The sequence below is a fragment of the Neobacillus sp. SAB-20_R2A genome, assembly GCF_049568635.1.
Classification (GTDB): domain Bacteria; phylum Bacillota; class Bacilli; order Bacillales; family Cytobacillaceae; genus Neobacillus; species Neobacillus citreus.
In genome coordinates this window covers 3407701-3425061 of the sequence record NZ_CP145895.1, presented here as the reverse complement: position 1 = coordinate 3425061, position 17361 = coordinate 3407701, and the positions used below count along the sequence as shown (strand labels likewise).

16 protein-coding genes are annotated in these 17361 nt (G+C 38.7%); 12 read left to right on the top strand and 4 right to left on the bottom strand.

Translation table 11 applies throughout. The annotated features are described in order from the left end of the window. Positions 1-67 precede the first annotated feature (67 nt). The 3 genes from allB to V5M37_RS16550 all read left to right on the top strand — a co-directional run bounded on the left by allB (position 68) and on the right by V5M37_RS16550 (position 2185). Complete coding sequence (gene allB, locus V5M37_RS16560; protein WP_423798276.1) at positions 68-1444, top strand: allantoinase AllB; 1377 nt, start codon at positions 68-70, stop codon at positions 1442-1444. Positions 1445-1616: 172 nt separating this feature from the next. Further along, a complete protein-coding gene (locus V5M37_RS16555; protein ID WP_423798275.1) occupies positions 1617-1907 on the top strand; it encodes a hypothetical protein in 291 nt (96 codons plus the stop codon). Between the two features lie 134 nt (positions 1908-2041). After that, on the top strand, positions 2042-2185 hold the full coding sequence (locus V5M37_RS16550) for a hypothetical protein (protein ID WP_423798274.1): 144 nt from the start codon (positions 2042-2044) through the stop codon (positions 2183-2185). Positions 2186-2286: 101 nt separating this feature from the next. Here the strand turns inward: V5M37_RS16550 and V5M37_RS16545 are convergent, their stop codons facing one another. Both V5M37_RS16545 and V5M37_RS16540 read right to left on the bottom strand, forming a co-directional pair. Further along, positions 2287-2565, bottom strand: coding sequence for an HU family DNA-binding protein (locus V5M37_RS16545; protein ID WP_423798273.1), 279 nt, complete (start codon positions 2563-2565; stop codon positions 2287-2289). A gap of 344 nt (positions 2566-2909) precedes the next feature. Beyond that, positions 2910-4286 (bottom strand): PLP-dependent aminotransferase family protein, encoded by a 1377-nt coding sequence (locus V5M37_RS16540; RefSeq protein ID WP_423798272.1) that lies wholly within the window; start codon positions 4284-4286, stop codon positions 2910-2912. A gap of 164 nt (positions 4287-4450) precedes the next feature. Between V5M37_RS16540 and V5M37_RS16535 the strand changes: the two genes are divergently transcribed. Further along, positions 4451-5395 carry a DMT family transporter gene (locus V5M37_RS16535; RefSeq protein ID WP_423798271.1) on the top strand — a complete coding sequence of 315 codons (945 nt, stop codon included), beginning with the start codon at positions 4451-4453 and terminating at the stop codon, positions 5393-5395. Between the two features lie 402 nt (positions 5396-5797). Here the strand turns inward: V5M37_RS16535 and V5M37_RS16530 are convergent, their stop codons facing one another. Both V5M37_RS16530 and V5M37_RS16525 read right to left on the bottom strand, forming a co-directional pair. Next, positions 5798-6268 (bottom strand): DinB family protein, encoded by a 471-nt coding sequence (locus tag V5M37_RS16530; protein ID WP_423798270.1) that lies wholly within the window; start codon positions 6266-6268, stop codon positions 5798-5800. Positions 6269-6460: 192 nt separating this feature from the next. Then, on the bottom strand, positions 6461-6625 hold the full coding sequence (locus V5M37_RS16525; protein ID WP_423798269.1) for a hypothetical protein: 165 nt from the start codon (positions 6623-6625) through the stop codon (positions 6461-6463). A gap of 900 nt (positions 6626-7525) precedes the next feature. Between V5M37_RS16525 and V5M37_RS16520 the strand changes: the two genes are divergently transcribed. The 8 genes from V5M37_RS16520 (at position 7526) to V5M37_RS16485 (ending at position 17354) form a co-directional block, all read left to right on the top strand. Beyond that, positions 7526-8782 carry an amidohydrolase gene (locus V5M37_RS16520; protein WP_423798268.1) on the top strand — a complete coding sequence of 419 codons (1257 nt, stop codon included), beginning with the start codon at positions 7526-7528 and terminating at the stop codon, positions 8780-8782. Between the two features lie 63 nt (positions 8783-8845). Further along, on the top strand, positions 8846-10438 hold the full coding sequence (locus V5M37_RS16515) for an ABC transporter substrate-binding protein (protein ID WP_423798267.1): 1593 nt from the start codon (positions 8846-8848) through the stop codon (positions 10436-10438). Positions 10439-10617: 179 nt separating this feature from the next. Next, positions 10618-11571, top strand: coding sequence for an ABC transporter permease (locus V5M37_RS16510; RefSeq protein WP_423798266.1), 954 nt, complete (start codon positions 10618-10620; stop codon positions 11569-11571). Positions 11572-11599: 28 nt separating this feature from the next. Next, positions 11600-12502 carry an ABC transporter permease gene (locus V5M37_RS16505; protein WP_423798265.1) on the top strand — a complete coding sequence of 301 codons (903 nt, stop codon included), beginning with the start codon at positions 11600-11602 and terminating at the stop codon, positions 12500-12502. Positions 12503-12552: 50 nt separating this feature from the next. Next, positions 12553-13554, top strand: a complete 1002-nt coding sequence (locus tag V5M37_RS16500; protein WP_423798264.1) for an ABC transporter ATP-binding protein — start codon at positions 12553-12555, stop codon at positions 13552-13554. Then, on the top strand, positions 13544-14599 hold the full coding sequence (locus V5M37_RS16495) for an ABC transporter ATP-binding protein (RefSeq protein WP_423798263.1): 1056 nt from the start codon (positions 13544-13546) through the stop codon (positions 14597-14599). The genes V5M37_RS16500 and V5M37_RS16495 overlap by 11 nt, the downstream gene beginning before the upstream one ends. Continuing rightward, positions 14581-15960 carry an amidohydrolase gene (locus V5M37_RS16490; RefSeq protein WP_423798262.1) on the top strand — a complete coding sequence of 460 codons (1380 nt, stop codon included), beginning with the start codon at positions 14581-14583 and terminating at the stop codon, positions 15958-15960. The genes V5M37_RS16495 and V5M37_RS16490 overlap by 19 nt, the downstream gene beginning before the upstream one ends. Positions 15961-15995: 35 nt before the next feature. Then, positions 15996-17354 (top strand): CapA family protein, encoded by a 1359-nt coding sequence (locus tag V5M37_RS16485; RefSeq protein WP_423798261.1) that lies wholly within the window; start codon positions 15996-15998, stop codon positions 17352-17354. The last annotated feature ends 7 nt before the right edge of the window (positions 17355-17361 follow it).

Here is a 17361-nt window from a genome sequence, read left to right as displayed (position 1 = left end):
TTGAATGAGCCTTAAGCAACAATATTTTAGAAAAGAGTCTTTATATAAATAGAAAGGATGAGGGGAAATGAAGTTTGATTTGGTGATCCAAAATGGAAGTGTCGTTTTAAAGGACTCTGTTGAAAAAGTCGATATCGGTATCAAGGATGGCAAAATTATCGAGATCTCCCAACATATTAACGATTCTGCCAAAGAATATGTCGATGCAGCTGGTCAGTATGTCATGCCAGGGATGGTGGATGCCCATGTTCATCTTTCTGAGCCGGGGAGAGATTGGGAGGGGTTTGAAACAGGAACAAAAGCCTTGGCCGCCGGCGGAACCACTTCTATTGTTGATATGCCTTTAAATGGACTTCCAGCTATAACAAATAAAGAAGCACTTAGAGGTAAATTAAAATGTGCGGAAAATAAAGCCTATGTGGATTACGCTCTATACGGGGGACTAGTACCCGGGAACATCGAGGACTTAGAGGATCTTTCCAACGAGGGAGTTGCCGCCTATAAATGCTTCATGGCGACAACGGGCAGTGATGTAGTAGGGGACTTTAAAAACGTGGATGTTTACACCCTTTATCAAGGCATGAAGAAATTGGCTGAATTGGGGCATTTTTTATCGATACATGCGGAAAATGCTGAGTTCACAGATCAATATGCCTTAGATAAAATCAAGCAAGGCAAGGTAACGATAAGGGATTATGTGGAGTCAAGACCTGTTATAGCGGAAGTTGATGCTGTAAGACAGGCGTTATTTTTAGGAAAAGAAACGGGATGCAAACTCCACTTTGTTCATATCAGCAGCAGGCAAGCGGTAGAGGAGATAATAAAAGCCCGCGAGGAAGGCCAGGATGTGACGTTGGAATCCTGTCCCCACTATTTCACGATGGATTTAGAAGCCTTTGAAAAAATTGGCCCTGTAGCGAAATGTGCGCCGCCATTACGCGAAAAAGAAGAGCAGGAGAAATTATGGGAAGCACTTTTGGATGGGAAAATTGATTTCCTAACATCCGATCACTCCCCGTGTCCGCCAGAAATGAAGCAAAGTGACACCAACAATATTTTTGAAATCTTTGGAGGCATCTCAGGCTGTCAAAATAACGTTGATTTGATGTTTGACGAAGCGGTCAAGAAGCGTGGCCTATCTGTTCACCGTTTTGCTCAACTGATTGCCACAAATCCAGCGAAGAGATTTAACTTGAAACAAAAGGGCAGCATTGAATTGGATAAAGATGCAGATATCATCCTGCTTGACCCGAATCAATCCTATCAGGTGAAGAAGGAAGATTTATACTACCGTCATCCACACAGCCCTTATATTGGCCGAACCATTAATTGTCGTGTCACGAAAACATTTGTGAGAGGGCAGCTTGTATTTGATCTTGAAGGTGGGATCGTTGGTCGACCAGTGGGGAAATATCTTTCCGCAAATAGTTTGGTAGAAATTTAATTTCAATATACTGGTAATAAAAGAATGGCGCAGGAAGAATTCCTGCGCCATTTCTATTTGCTTTATATCCACTGGCAGTGAATTCTGTTGAGCGGGTTAGTTCACTGAGGAATTACATAATATTTACAGAAATATATTGATATTATTGGAAGTTCGAGGGGGAATAAACGGAATGTATATAGGAGTTGGTATTCTCGCTTTAGTATTCCTTTTTATTTCATTAATTCAAACTTTATTGAACAAGAATTGGAAATTAATTTACACTGCATACGGTAATGAGGAATACTTTAAGATAATTGCAATATTAAAAACAGAAGGAATAAAGTTAAAAATTGAGACTCCATACAGAGGCATTGATAGCCGAATTACTCGATTTAAGGATAATACACAATATGATATTTATGTAAAAAAAGAGGAAGAACATTTAGCTGTTAAAGCGTTGCAAAAAAGAAATAGTTTTTAATTAGTATAGGGAAAGCGATTCCTTATTTCTTATTGAATAGGGAGTTTAGTTTTAACGAAGACCAATTTGATATTACAAAATTACCCAAACATGGTTATTATTAATTTAATATATTAATTGAAGAAGGTGTGAAAATGGATTTACTGGTCGGATTCTCAATATTTGCGGGAATTTTTGCGGTTTATGATGCTTTAAGAAAAGTGAATAATAATATCTTAGACCAAACAGATGAGATAAAAAAATTACGCGAAGAATTAACAAAAGGTACTAAAGATTAGAATTTCTTCTTCAACGGGTGCTTTAGTTGATTAACAATGTTGAGTGCAAATAAAAAGTGATGGATAAAGACCATCACTTTTTTGTTATGTAATAAGATTACTTATTTACCAGCTACAGCATCCTTTAATTGCTTCCCAGGTTTAAATGCAGGTACTTTGCCACCTTGGATTTCAATTTCTTCACCAGTTTGCGGGTTTCGTCCCTTACGAGCAGCACGTTCACGAACTTCAAAATTACCGAAACCGATTAATTGAACTTTATCTCCATTCTCTAATGCATGCGATATAGAATTGAAAATTGCATCTACAGCTTTACCAGCATCTTTCTGAGTTAGTTCGGAAGTTTGAGCCACTTGACTCACAAGTTCTGTTTTATTCATTGATAACACTCCTTTAAAATATACTGAACCCTTAATGGGCGTACATCATTTTTAACATATAGTACATAAGTTCGCAAGTTTTAATATTATGCTTCTAATTTGCTAGTACTTTACTTCAACTAAAGAGGTTAATTGAAAATCGGATCCGACAGCAGGCGGCTTTATCACTACAATCAGTTTCCTTTAATAACTAACGGCTGTAAAACACAATGGGTTGTTGCGAAAAGGGGTCCAAACTTATGGTATCCCAAAAGGAAATGGCAAGAAGCGCGAGGATTAACCTATTTTAATAACGTTGGAAATCGCTAAATCCTAACGCTAACTTCTATATAAACATACCCATTCTAAAAAAGTAAAAAGTTATTTGGAGCAATATGATTTTTTCTACTGTCAATTAAAGCAATACAGTGAGCCAATCGCTCCACCCCTAGTTTAATTTGACTTTCTTTCACTTGAGAGATGCTTAATCGAAGGAGATTATCCTTTTTATATTCTGGTAAAAACATTCTAGAGGCGTCATCAACATAAATATGCTCTTCGTTTAGCATATGGACTAGCTGTTTTGCTGTCACATTTTCGGGCAAATTGATGGTTAGATAGAATCCTGAAGTCGGTTTAGAAAAACGAGTATTAGCGGGTAGCAATAATTCACACGCTTCTTGAAGGATTTGCATTTTAGTACGGTATACCTCTTTTATTTTTTTTAAATGGCTATTAAACATCCCACTTTTTAAATAAATTTCAAGAGCACCTTGAGAAAGTGCTGAACTATTAAAATCCGAACTAAATTTATATCGTAAAAAATTGTTAATCATTAATGTAGGAAGAACGACAGTAGCAATTCTTAACCCTGGGAGAAAAATTTTCGAAAAGCTTTTAATATAAATAACTCTCCCAGAAGGTTCAAAAGAGAATAAAGGATCTGATTTTGCATTTGGTTCAAGGTCTCCTAAAAAATCATCTTCCACTATAAATACATCGTATTTTTCAGCTAACTCAACGATTTTTTTCTTTTCACTGTTTGTGTAACAATGTCCAAGTGGATTGTGAAATCTTGGGATAATATAGAAAAATTTAATATCATTGTTTCTAAAAATGTATTCCAGCCGATCAAGATCAATCCCTTCCATCGATAACTCAATTCCAAAAGTGGTAGCTTGGTGCAGATTGATGGACTCAATAAATCCAAAATAAGTAGGCTGTTCAATTAGAATATTGTTTTTTCCATTGGGAAATGGCATAGAAACTAATAAATTAAGGGCTTGCTGCGAACCAGATACAACGACTAATCTTTCAGGTTGAGTGAACACCTGTAAATTCTCCAAATATTTCACTAACTGTACTCGTAATGAGTAAAGGCCTTGTTGATCGGAGTATGTAAAAAGCTCTTCTTTATATTGTTCAATTGCTTGATTCATACAATGTTGAAACTCAAGATAAGGCATAACGTTTTTATCTGGACCAGCAGACAAAAAATCAATTACCTCATTTTCATCCTTCGCATTTAGATACTCATTCAAAACAAAGTAGCCACTTTTAGGGACAGAATAAATTAAATGCTCTTTTTCTAGTTCCTCGTACGCTTTAATGACCGTGTTTTTGCTACATGAAAAATGCTCAGATAGCTGACGAACAGAAGGGAGTTTACTACCTGCACGGAGCGATCCATCCCCTAGTCGAAGCTTAATTTCTTCCATTATCCTATTATATTTTGGGCTCAAATCTTTGATCCTCCTTTTAACTGAACCAGGACAGAAGGGTAAAAAAATGGTTTATTTTTATTGAGTGTACCCGTTATTATTTTGATTATATCAGAACTGTTTTTTAATAAAAGTAGAAAATGGTACAGATATGATACAAAATAAAAAGACAGGGGTAGGATAAAATGCAGAGAGAGACCAGAGAGAAATTTGGATTATTTATGGGATTAGTAGGTGTCATTTGTTTTAGCTTAACGCTCCCTTCTACAAGAGTGGCAGTAGAGTATTTTGGGACTACGGTCGTCGGTTTAGGAAGAACCGTTGCAGCCGCTATTTTAGTTACTGTTGTATTGATTGTTCGTAAAGAAAAACTACCTTCTCCTCGCCAATTCAAAAGTTTACTTATTGTTGCTGTTGGTGCAGTTTTAGGATTTCCTCTCCTCACCTCTTGGGCAATGGAATCCTTGCCTGTTTCTCATGGTGCTGTGGAATTAGCCCTGTTGCCATTAGCCACAGCAGGATTTGCAATGTTTAGAGCTGGTGAAGTCCCTTCTCTTAAATTCTGGATTTTCAGTATAATCGGTTCTTTTGCAGTTATTATGTATGCACTGCATCTAGGGTTCGGGCAATTACATTTTGCGGATTTAGCTTTACTAGCAGCAGTGATTATACTTGGACTTAGTTACGCAGAAGGTGGGAAACTAGCAAAAGAATTAGGAAGCTGGCAAGTAATTGCTTGGGCGATTATGATTGGTGCCCCATTTTTCATTATTCCAGTTGGGCTAAACCTTACAACTGAAATGCTACATGCTCCTTTACAAGCTTGGGTCAGCTTTATTTATCTCGCAGTGGTTAGTCAATTTCTAGCATATGTTGCTTGGTATAGCGGAATGGCTATGGGCGGAATAGCAAGAGTTAGTCAGATTCAATACTTACAACCATTTTTGATGATACTATTTGCAATAGTTTTCCTCCATGAATCCATCACATTTTTCACTCTTGTAATAGCAGTGATTGTTGTCTTTTCTGTTATATTTGGCAAAAATGCTCCCGTATCAAAAAAAGCAACTGTATCAGAGGACCAAATTGTATTAGATGAGGAAGCTGTCATTAATAAAGACCATGGTTAAAAAAATGGTTATCTTATAGAGAATTTTAAGGTTTAATGATAAGTAAAGATTCTGAGAGGAAAAAAACATGTATATTCCTGCACATTTTAAAATAAAAGAGGAAGCAATTGCATTCGACATTATAAAGGAACATAGTTTTTTTTATAGTCAGGTTAGCTGAACAAGAATAAAAAAGCGTTACTCCTTGGAGTAACGCTTTGCCAAATCTAAGCTATTCCATTCTTAATAATTGCCTAACAGACAGACAAACTCGCATATCTTAAACAAACGGGTGCTTGAGTGTAAGAAAGGATTGCTGCGGCGACCCTTTTTGCACTAACGGGGAGTTGAAGAGGGACACTAAAAAAAACAATACGCAATAAAAATGGTGCTTCACAACAGTAAAAGCACCTATATTACGCACTAATCCCAGATACGGATTATTGGAACACCTGCCGTTCTTAAATAATCTAATAACTGACCAGTATGAACAGATTCGTGATACGCAATGCGTAGGAGCATATCCCCTAGGTCCCTTATGTATCCTGCATCAGAACGGTCAATCTTAATATTTGTTAAGTCTTCTTCAGAAAATGATCTGATTGTATTTATGAATTGATTACGATAGGGTTCGGCAAATTCCAATTCAGAATTTACAGAAGTAAAAGGCCTGTTTTCAAAAGGGGAATTAAAAACGGATAAACTTCCTTGATTTTTAAGTGCAAGGTGATAATAATGTTCGCTTTCCAGTACGTGTCTGATCATTTCTAGGCAATTCATTGCTTCATTATCTGGCTTCCAACTTAGTTTTTCTTCAGGAATAGATCTCCAGACTTTTATGCTTCTTCTTCTAACTTCATTTAAATTTAATATAATTAATTCAATTGAATTCATAAAAAGTTCCTCCTTTGATAAGCATATTATAATTATACACGAATAAACGTTCGTGCCAATCTGAAGGAGGAATATTTTACAATATTTAGTTGTACTTTAAACGAACGGGTTGCGTTAGTTGGATAAATAAAATATAAATTCTCAATGAAGCCAAAGTATGCATTATTTTTTCGTAAAAAAGCGGAGAATCGGTTAATTCTCCGCTCTTTTACTTTCTAGTATTATTTTTAAGGCCTCAATTAGCCCAGGGAGTTTTTCATAATTTAGTTGATCGTTGTTATTTATGATCTCATTGATCCTGTTTTGGATTCGGGTCTCTGCCTCCTCTATAGTAAACAGAACAACTATTTCCATCATCCATAGTCCACCTCGAATCTTTTCATTATTATATGTGAGAAAATTGAAAGTGTTTGTACTTTTCCCCATTTTAAACATAGGACCAAAGTTTAAGAATGAACTACTACTTGATTACAAGTTTTTCTTTTATTAAAGAGAGTTAACAATTCAGTTAAGAGTTAATAATCCCAGATAAATCGACATATTTTAATAGATTGCTTGTCTATAATGACAACAGTCAAGGGGAACGGAGTAGAGATAATAACTTAACTCGAAAGGAGGAATTAGTGATAGTAGTTTTAAAACAGTCCAGTGATAAAAAAACGAGAATTATAGAAAATAAACACAAGGCCGAAGCCAAATAAATTAAAAAATAATAGAAAGGGTTGATACTTTATGAAAAATCGGTTCAGAAGTCAAAAAAGGAAGTTTATAAAGGCTTGTTTGGCTAATAAACATACAGGGAACATAAAATACCGTGTCTCAAACCTGATCATGATTGCCAGCTTCTTCTATAAATAGAGGTGATAAAAAATAGGAAATATACTACGAAACGCTGTTCAGTATCCAAATTAGTAAAGAAAATAATCCGCTCCAAACGTAATTGGGACGGATTATTTTTATTTATCAACAGTTAGAAATTTCCACTATAAAAGCGAATAAATAAATTAAACAAAAAAGCGTTTCTGTACATAGCAGAAACGCTTTTTCTAAAGCAAGAAGAGAATTCAGTTTAACATTCTATTCTATTAATTCAATGATTAAAAAAACTCATTATCAATATTTATAAAACTAATTTTATTTATTATCTTAACTTTGGTAATATTCTAATAACTTAAAAAACTATTGTCAAAATATCTCACATGATTCTAATTTATACCATTATTTTACCTATTTTTCAAGAGTAAGGAGGGATTCTACGTGAATGTCATAGATTTAAGAAGAGATTTTCATCGTTATCCTGAACTGGGTTTTACTGAATTCAGAACCGCTTCAAAAGTGGTTGGGGTCCTAAAGTTTTTAGGGTTTAACGTTTTATATGGCGAGGATGCAATCGATTCTGACTCTCGTCGTGGAGTTCCATCTAAACGAGAATTGGACGAGGCGTATGCAAGGGCAATAAACTACGGAGCCAATTTGGAAATAATTGAAAGAATGAAAGGCGGCAATACCGCAGTCGTAGGAGAATTAAAAGGAAAAAAAGAAGGGCCTACTGTAGCTTTCCGATTTGATATGGATGCACTACCTATTCATGAGAGCAGGGATGAGGATCATTATCCGTACTCGAAAGAATTCTCCTCTGAATACTTTGGAATTATGCACGCTTGTGCGCATGACGGCCATACGGCCATTGGGTTATTACTAGCTGAAAGATTAGCATACCGAGAGTTTGCTGGTACCTTGAAATTGATTTTTCAACCTGCAGAAGAAGGAGGACGAGGCGGATATGCGATGTCCCAAAAAGGGATTGTCGATGACGTGGACTTTCTCTTTTGCTCCCACCTTGGATTAGATTTGCCACTAGGTGAAGTTCATGGAGGAAATTCAAAATTTTTAGCTTCTTCCAAATTGAAGGCCTATTTTTACGGTGTTCCATCCCATGCTGGCGGTACTCCTGAAAAAGGCCGTAATGCCTTACTAGGAGCAGCTACTGCTCTATTAAATATCCATGCCATCCCTCGATTCAGCGGTGGGACCACTCGGGTGAATGTAGGAATTTTAGAAGGCGGAACAGCGGCAAATATTATTCCGAGCGAAGCTTCTATGGTCATTGATGTCCGTTCTGATAAAGCAGAAATAAAAGACGAACTAGAAGAACGGGTGAAATCAATTGTCGAACATAGTGCCTTGATGCACGGATTAACCTCTAAGATAGACATCATTGGTGAAGCGACCACAATCCATCCTGATCCAGAGTTAGTTTCCGTGGTACTCGAAGAGGCAAAGCAAATAGAGGGATTTACCTCTTTCAAAGAAGATTGTGACATTAGCCTAGGCAGTGAAGATGCTTCCTTCCTTATTAAAAGGGTTCAAGATAAAGGAGGAAAGGGAACTTATATGAATATTGGTTCCCCATTACCGGCGCCTCACCATCATCACAAATTTGATATTGATGAGGCTGTTCTGCCGCTAGCCGTTCAACTGTTAGTAAGAATTGGAAAACGGATGTTAACTTAGAAGAATAGTTCTAAATCCAACATACCGATTTCCGAATTTTTAAATAAAAAAGGGGGTTTATTTATGACAAAAACGTTTAAAAAGCTCAGTTGGTTAATCACATGTCTGTTATTGCTCTCAATAGCCTTAATCGGGTGCAGTAGTGATTCAGACAAAGAAACGAAATCCGCTAGCGGTGAGGCTGTAACGAAAAAAGGGGGAAATCTTCACGTTGCGATTGATGCCCAGCCGCCAACATTAGATCCCCAAATCTCTACCACCACTGCTACCAAAGAAATCGCCAGACACATCTTTGAAACCTTATTGGTGTTAAACCCGGATTATGAAGTGCAGCCGATGTTAGCAGAATCCTATGACGTAAGTAAGGATGGTTTAACATATACCTTCAAATTAAGACAAGGGATTAAATTCCATAATGGTAAAGAGATGACAGCAGAAGATGTAGTTGCATCGATGAACCGCTGGTTAACCAAATCAACACGGGCTGCTAATGCGATTGGAAAAGGTCAATTTGAGGAAGTAGATAAATATACGGTTCAATTAAAAATTGAAAAGCCAACCATTGGTGTATTAGATGTCATTGCTTCCACCAACCAGTTTGCTGGCATCATGCCGAAGGAAATTATTGACAATGCTCCAAAGGACGGGATAACCGAAATTGTCGGGACCGGACCATTTAAATTTGTTGAATGGAAACCAGACCAATATATTAAAGTGGCAAAATATGATGATTACAAACCTGTAGATGCACCATCTGATGGATTAGCAGGTAAAAAGGAAGCTTTGGTAGATAACATTATTTTTGAAGTTGTTACTGATGGCTCTACTAGACTAGGTGGAATTACAACAGGTCAATATCAGATTGCGTACCAAATCCCTTCTGATAACTATGAACAAATTAGCAGTTCCTCTGATATGAAACCAATCTTAAATTTATATGGGGGTCTGTCCTTCGTATTTAACAAAAAACAAGGGCCATTTACGGACGAAAAACTTCGTCAGGCAGTAAACACAGGGATTAATAATAAAGACGTATTGATTGGGGCGTTTGGGAATAAGAAATTTTACCGATTAGATAATGGGTTAATGTATAAAGACCAGAAAAAGTGGTACACAGATGCCGGGAAAGAGTATTATAACCAAAATAATAAAGAAAAGGCTAAACAGTTACTTAGTGAATCAGGCTATAAGGGAGAAGAGATCCGTATTCTAACAACCAGGGATTATGAGTATAGTTATAATTCTGCTGTTGTCTTGAAAGAAGAGTTAGAAGCGATTGGAATTAAGGTGAAATTGGACGTCGTGGACTGGGCAACATTAACTTCGAAACGGAATGATCCGGCTGCTTGGGATGCATTTATTACTGGATTTTCTCCAGTATCTTTGCCAACTCAAACGCTACCATTAGACCCTAATTACGCAGGCTGGCCGGCGGATGAGAAACTTCAACAATTCACAGAACAAATTCGTACCGCTGCATCTGATAAGGATGCTTATGCCAAATGGGAAGAAATGCAGGAATATGCTTGGAAAGAGTATGTACCTTACATTAAAATCGGTGATTATTATACCTTCCATGTCTATCGAAATAACGAAATTAAAGGAAACACTTATTTCGAAGGTATGATCCTATGGAATACAAGTCTAACAAAATAATAACTTCTTAGAATAACAAGAGGTTGACTGGTAAGGGGCGACCTCACGAGTAAGACAATGACCGGAAGGATGTTCAAACATCTAAATCTGGAAATTGTGCAGTGAGGTTTGCCCTTTACTAGTATAAACCCTACTTGTTATCTTCCGTTACATACTCTGCAAAAGGAGGCTTGTTTAATTTGAAATCGTATATTTTAAAAAGAATTCTTTCTCTTATTCCTGTTCTTCTCATCGTATCGATTGTCGTTTTCATGATTATCCATTTAACACCAGGAGACCCTGCAGCCGTGATACTTGGTCCTGAAGCAAGTCACGAAGATGTCAAGCAATTGCAAGATGATCTAGGACTAAACGACCCCGTTTACCAGCAATATTTCCATTGGGTTGAAGGTGTTTTCCAAGGAGACTTGGGCGAATCATTTTTTATGGACAAACCGGTAACAGAGGCGATCCTAGAACATCTTGGTCCTACCATATCACTAGCCATTTTGTCTCAAATTACAGCTATTCTTATTGCCTTGCCTTTAGGAATTATGGCTGCTAGAAAGCGGGGAACTGCAACTGACCAAACTTTTATGGGCCTTTCCTTGCTGGGCATTTCTATCCCCCATTTCCTCTTCGGATTATTTTTAATTATTATTTTGGCAATTAACTTAAGGTGGCTTCCGGTAGCTGGGTATAAGCCATTGAGCGCCGGATTTTGGGAGCATATTAAATATCTGATTATGCCAGCCATTGCCTTAGGTACCGGCCAAGCCGCACTTATTGCCCGGATGACTAGGTCTTCCATGGTCGAAACGTTGAATTTAAACTTTATTAAAACAGCTCGATCAAAAGGACTTCATGAGAGAAAAGTCATCTATAAGCACACGTTAAGAAATGCCTTTATCCCGATTTTAACAGTTATTGGGCAAACCTTTGGAACGCTTGTTGCCGGGGCTGCCGTTACCGAAACTGTATTTAATATTCCTGGCATTGGCCAATTAATCATCAATTCCGTTGAACGGAGAGACTACATGGTCATCCAGGGTACGGTTTTAATGGTTACTTTAACCTATGTATTAATCAATTTATTAGTTGATTTACTTTATGGAGTCATCGACCCACGGGTACGACTAAAGAAAGAATCGTAAAAAATTTGCTCTGACTGGAGGAAATCGAATGGAAGTAGCTGTTGAAAAGAGACGAGAATTAAGCGATTTTAGGCGAGATATTAACCGAGAACGGAGACGTTTGTTCGTCCGCCGGTTTTTTTCCAATAAATTGACGGTTACCGGAAGTGTCATTATCCTTTTTACCTTACTGGTTACCTTATTGGGACCTTTACTTTCGTCCTATACTCCCTATGAAATGGTAGTGACTAGCAGATTAAAAGCTCCAAGTGCAGATCATCTTTTTGGAACAGATAACTTAGGCCGGGACTTATTTGCACGAGTCGTATACGGGGCAAGGGCCTCTATGGGTGTTGGACTTTCTGTTGCCATCATTACATCGGTGTTAGGCATGATTATCGGTCTATATTCCGCTTATTATAAGGTATTAGATCATGTTTTGATGAGGATTTGTGATGGATTAATGGCTTTTCCTGCTATTTTATTAGCAATCGCATTAATGGCAGCATTAGGAACGAAAATTGACAATGTCATTATTGCTTTGGCCGCAGTCTTTACTCCTTATGTTGCTCGGGTAGTACGTTCAGCAGCGTTAGTAGTAAGAGAACAAACCTATATTGAAGCGATGAAGGCACAAGGGGCTTCCTCCATGAGAATTATTTGGGGGCATATAGCACCTAATACTCTTTCCCCATTAATTGTCTACTCTACCTTTATCTTCGCCGATGCGATTATTATTGAAGCCGGTTTGAGCTTTTTAGGTGTGGGTGTACCAGCTCCCGACCCAAGCTGGGGCAATATTCTTTTTGATGGCAAATTGGTTATTTTTAATGCTTGGTGGATGACCTTTTTCCCAGGGGTGGCCATTATTTTAAGTGTATTAGGCTTGAACCTGTTTGGTGATGGGTTGAGAGACTTGTTAGACCCGCATACAAACCATGCCAAGAAATAATCGAACAAGCTAGGTTTCCGAAAGCTAGTTTTGAAAGGAGGATGCGAAAAATGGGTGACCATTTATTAGAAGTAAACAACCTTAAGACTCATTTCCGAACCGAAAGAGGGAAGGTTACAGCAGTTGATGGGATTTCCTTTCATGTCGACCGTGGTGAAGTGTTAGCCATTGTTGGGGAATCTGGATGCGGAAAGAGTGTGACAGCACAGTCGATTTTACGATTGTTTGAAGAAAAAGGGGTAACGACCTATGATGGTGAAATTAATTTTGAAGGAAAAAACCTTTTAAAAATATCGGATTCTGAAATGAGGAAGATAAGGGGAAATGATATTTCTATGATCTTTCAAGACCCCTTAAGTTCTCTCAATCCTGTTTTTACGATTGGAGATCAAATCATGGAGCCGATTATGCTCCATCAGAAACTATCGAAGAAAGAGGCCTTCAACCGAGCGATCGAAATGCTGAAATTAATTGGCATTCCGGCACCTGAACAAAGGGTTCATGAATATCCTCATCAAATTTCAGGCGGGATGCGGCAGAGGGTCATGATTGCCATTGCCCTTGCCTGTCAGCCCAAACTGTTGATTGCAGACGAACCAACTACAGCATTGGACGTGACGATCCAATCACAAATTTTGGAACTCATTGACAGTCTGAGACAAAAATTAAATATGGGTATTATGCTGATTACCCATGATTTGGGTGTGGTGGCCCAGCATTGTACACGAGTAACTGTTATGTATTTAGGGGAAGTGGTGGAAGAAGGAGATGTGGAATCCTTATTCGAAAATCCGCTTCATCCCTATACACAAGGGTTAATCAGCTCGATACCCCAGCTTTCAGGCGATCGAAATAAAAAACTCGCCATTATTAAAGGAATGGTTCCGTCCCTAAATGAAATTCCAAAAGGATGCAGATTCGCTCCAAGGTGCCCCTTTGCAGATGCAAAATGCATGAATGAAAAGCCAGAATTAGAAACGCTGGATCACAATAAAAGAATTAAGTGCTGGCATCATCAAACAATAAAGGGGGCTGTATTGAATGCAACATGAAGCATTGAAACTGGACAGTGACCATGGGAACGGTTCTTATGGAACCGCCGCCTTTGAAGCCCGGCCAATAATAGGGAATGCAAGAGAGAAGCTTCTTGATATTAAAGGAATCAAAAAATACTTCCCGGTGAAAAATACGATCGGGGTCACCAAAAAATATGTGAAAGCAGTCGATGATGTTTCCTTTCATTTATATGAAGGCGAGACATATGGATTGGTGGGCGAGTCTGGCTGCGGTAAAAGTACTCTTGGTCGTACCATTTTACGGTTGACTGAACCGACGGATGGCGAGGTGTTTTTTGGGGGAACCGACATTTTTAAACTATCAAACTCAGAGTTTAGAAAACAACGGCAAAATTTACAAATGGTGTTTCAGGACCCGTATTCCTCGTTGAATCCCCGAAAAAGGATTGGAGACAGCATTGCAGAACCGATGGTGATTCATAATATTGGCACCAGTCAAGAACGGATGGAAAGGGTATTCGACATTCTGGAAAAAGTAGGCTTACATGCAGACACTTATTATCGCTTTCCCCATGAATTTTCTGGCGGTCAGCGACAAAGGATTGGTCTGGCGCGTGCATTAGTAGTGAACCCAAAGCTTGTCATCTGTGATGAACCAGTTTCGGCTCTTGATGTATCCATTCAATCACAGATTATTAATCTTCTCGAAGATTTACAGGAAGAATTTGGTCTGACCTACTTATTTGTAGCACATGACTTAAGTGTAGTAAGACATATATCCGATCGAATTGGTGTCATGTACTTGGGGAAAATGGTCGAGGAAGCCGAAACAGATGAACTTTTTGCCAATCCGCTTCATCCGTATACAAAAGCTTTGTTATCTTCCATTCCACATCCAAATCCAAAAATAAAACAAGAAAAGATTATCTTAAAAGGAGAAATTCCTTCTCCTATTAATCCTCCTTCAGGGTGCAACTTTCATACTCGCTGCCCTTTAGCAACGGACATTTGTAAACAAGCCGTTCCGAAAAGAGTAGAGAAGACACCAGGACATTTTGTGGCATGCCATTTAGCAGAGTAATCGCAACTAAAAAATTATATGAAATGGGTGATGAAATGAACTTAGTGATTAATGGTTTAATAGAAGAAATTTATTCTGAGATGGTGGAATGGAGAAGGGATTTTCATAAACATCCCGAATCGGGCTGGCTTGAGTTCCGCACTTCTTCATTAGTTGCTGAAAAGCTGGAGGCATGGGGATATGATGTGAAGATTGGGAAACAAGTCATTGACACCAATGCAAGAATGGGTGTTCCGCCAGAGGAGATATTACGGCAGCATGAACAAAGAGCGCTGAAGCAAGGAGCGAATGAAAAATGGCTGGAATATGTAAAAGGCGGTCATACCGGTGTTGTAGGTATTCTAGATACCAAGCGCCCTGGTCCAACGATTGGCCTGCGATTTGATATGGATGCGCTAGATTTAGTGGAATCAGGCGTTCCTGAACATGTACCTGCTGCAATGGGATTTCGTTCGGTGAATGAAGGAATGATGCATGCATGCGGCCATGATGCCCATACCTCAATCGGATTAGGATTGGCGAAATTATTTTCGCAAATTCAGGATCAACTTTCAGGGAAAATTAAGCTGATTTTCCAGCCGGCAGAAGAGGGCGTCCGCGGAGCAAAGTCAATGGTGGTTGCTGGTGTTCTAGATGATGTGGACGTTTTCCTTGCCAATCATATTGGCACCGGTGTGCCGCTGGGAGAATATGTGTGCGCCAATAACGGCTACCTATCCACCACTAAAATCGATGTCACCTTCACTGGAATCGCTTCCCATGCAGGCAAATGTCCGGAAGAAGGCAGAAATGCCTTACTTGCTGCGGCATCAGCGGTCCTTAACTTACACGGAATTTCCCGCCATGGCGACGGTAATTCTCGAATCAACGTTGGTGTCTTAAACGCAGGAACAGGAAGAAATATTATTCCGTCGTCTGCAAAACTCAAGATTGAAACCCGAGGCGATACCCCTGAGGTTAATGAATATATCTTATCCAATGCCATCAATATTCTTAAAGGAACAGCAATGGCTCATCAGGTGGATGTAAACATTGACATCGTAGGAGAAGCTAAATCGATCGATTGTAGTGAGGAATTGGCAGAATTTGTGCAAGAAGCCATTCAAAATATAGAAGAAATCAGTCAAGTTCATTTACTTTCAAATGAAAGTTCTGGTTCTGAAGATGCAACCTACATGATGGAAAAGGTCAAGAGCAACGGGGGATTGGCAACCTACGGTGTCGTGGGAACAACCCTTGCAGCCGGTCATCATAATGAAAAATTTGATATTGATGAACTTGGTATGAAGATTGGCGTAAAGGCATTAGCCCAAGTGGTATTAAACTCTACTAAACTCAATGTTAAAAAGGCATTAGTATAAGTTTTTTCCTAACTAAGGATAAGGGGTGCCAAACGATGAAGAGTACGATTTCATTTGCAGCCACCGGGGATTACTTACCTACACGACGAATTTCAAGTTATCAGGAGGAAAGCTTTCAAGCGATTGAAAAAATTATCAAGCAAGCGGATGGAAGAATCACAAATCTTGAAATTAGTATTTTACAAAATGAAGGTACCCCTGGAGCCATTCCGGGCGGTACTCACATCCGAACGACACCCGATCGTTTAGATGATTTAAAAGCCTATGGCTTTAATCTTGTTGGCACTGCAAATAATCATGCCTTTGACTATGGGTATGACGGACTCGAAGCAACGAACCGTCATCTGGATGAAGCAGGCATACTCCATACAGGAACCGGTGAGAACTTATATGAAGCAGGAAAGCCGATTTTCTTGGATACAACCGCTGGCCGTATTGGATTTATTTCCGTTTCGGTTGTTTCTCATTTAACCCACATGGCTACAGAACAAAGGCATAATATCAAAGGGAGACCCGGAATTAATGGTCTTCGTCATGTTCGTAAACATATGATTAGCTCTGAAGATCTCGCGGTGTTAAAAAATATTGCCGATAAAACAGAGGTAAATGCCTTCACCCAAATGTCCATCAATGAAGCATTCATGCTGCCATTTCCTGAAGGAATTTTACCTTTTGGAAGAGATCAATACGGCTACCAGATGTTATTTGAAGTCGGGGAGGAACAGTGCCTCGTAACCGAACCTAATGAAAAAGACATGAAACGTATTGAAGGGGTTATCGATGATGCACTAAGACAAGCGGATTATGTAATGGTTAACTTTCATGCCCATGAAATGAAGGGGACGAATAAACGAATCGGAGCTGATTTTGTAGGAAAAGCTGCGAAACGATTTATTGATGCCGGTGCCCATAGTGTCATTGGCCATGGACCGCATACATTGAGAGGCATTGAAATATACCGGGGAAGACCGATTTTTCATAGTCTAGGAAACTTTATTTTCCAAAATGAAACACTGGATGCCCTGCCGCAGGATTTTTATGATAACCATAATATTCCTAATGAATATGGCGTGATGAAGGCAATGGACAAGAAATCCTTTAACGGCACAAAAGGATTATTGAGTATACCGGAAATGATGGAGTCCGTCCTTCCCTTTTGGACCATGAAAGACGGAGAGTTAGTCGAAATAACCTTATATCCGCTTGAACTTTCTCATGGAAAGAAACGCCATCAAAATGGATTTCCGGAAATTACAAAGAATGAATCCATACTTAAAAGGCTTCAAGATTTATCGAAACCGTTTGGTACCAACATCATCATTGAAGATGGAATTGGTCGGATTTATGGGCAAGCAACCGCTGAAAGAGAGAAACCAGAAGTGAAATTTGTCTAGAAAAAAT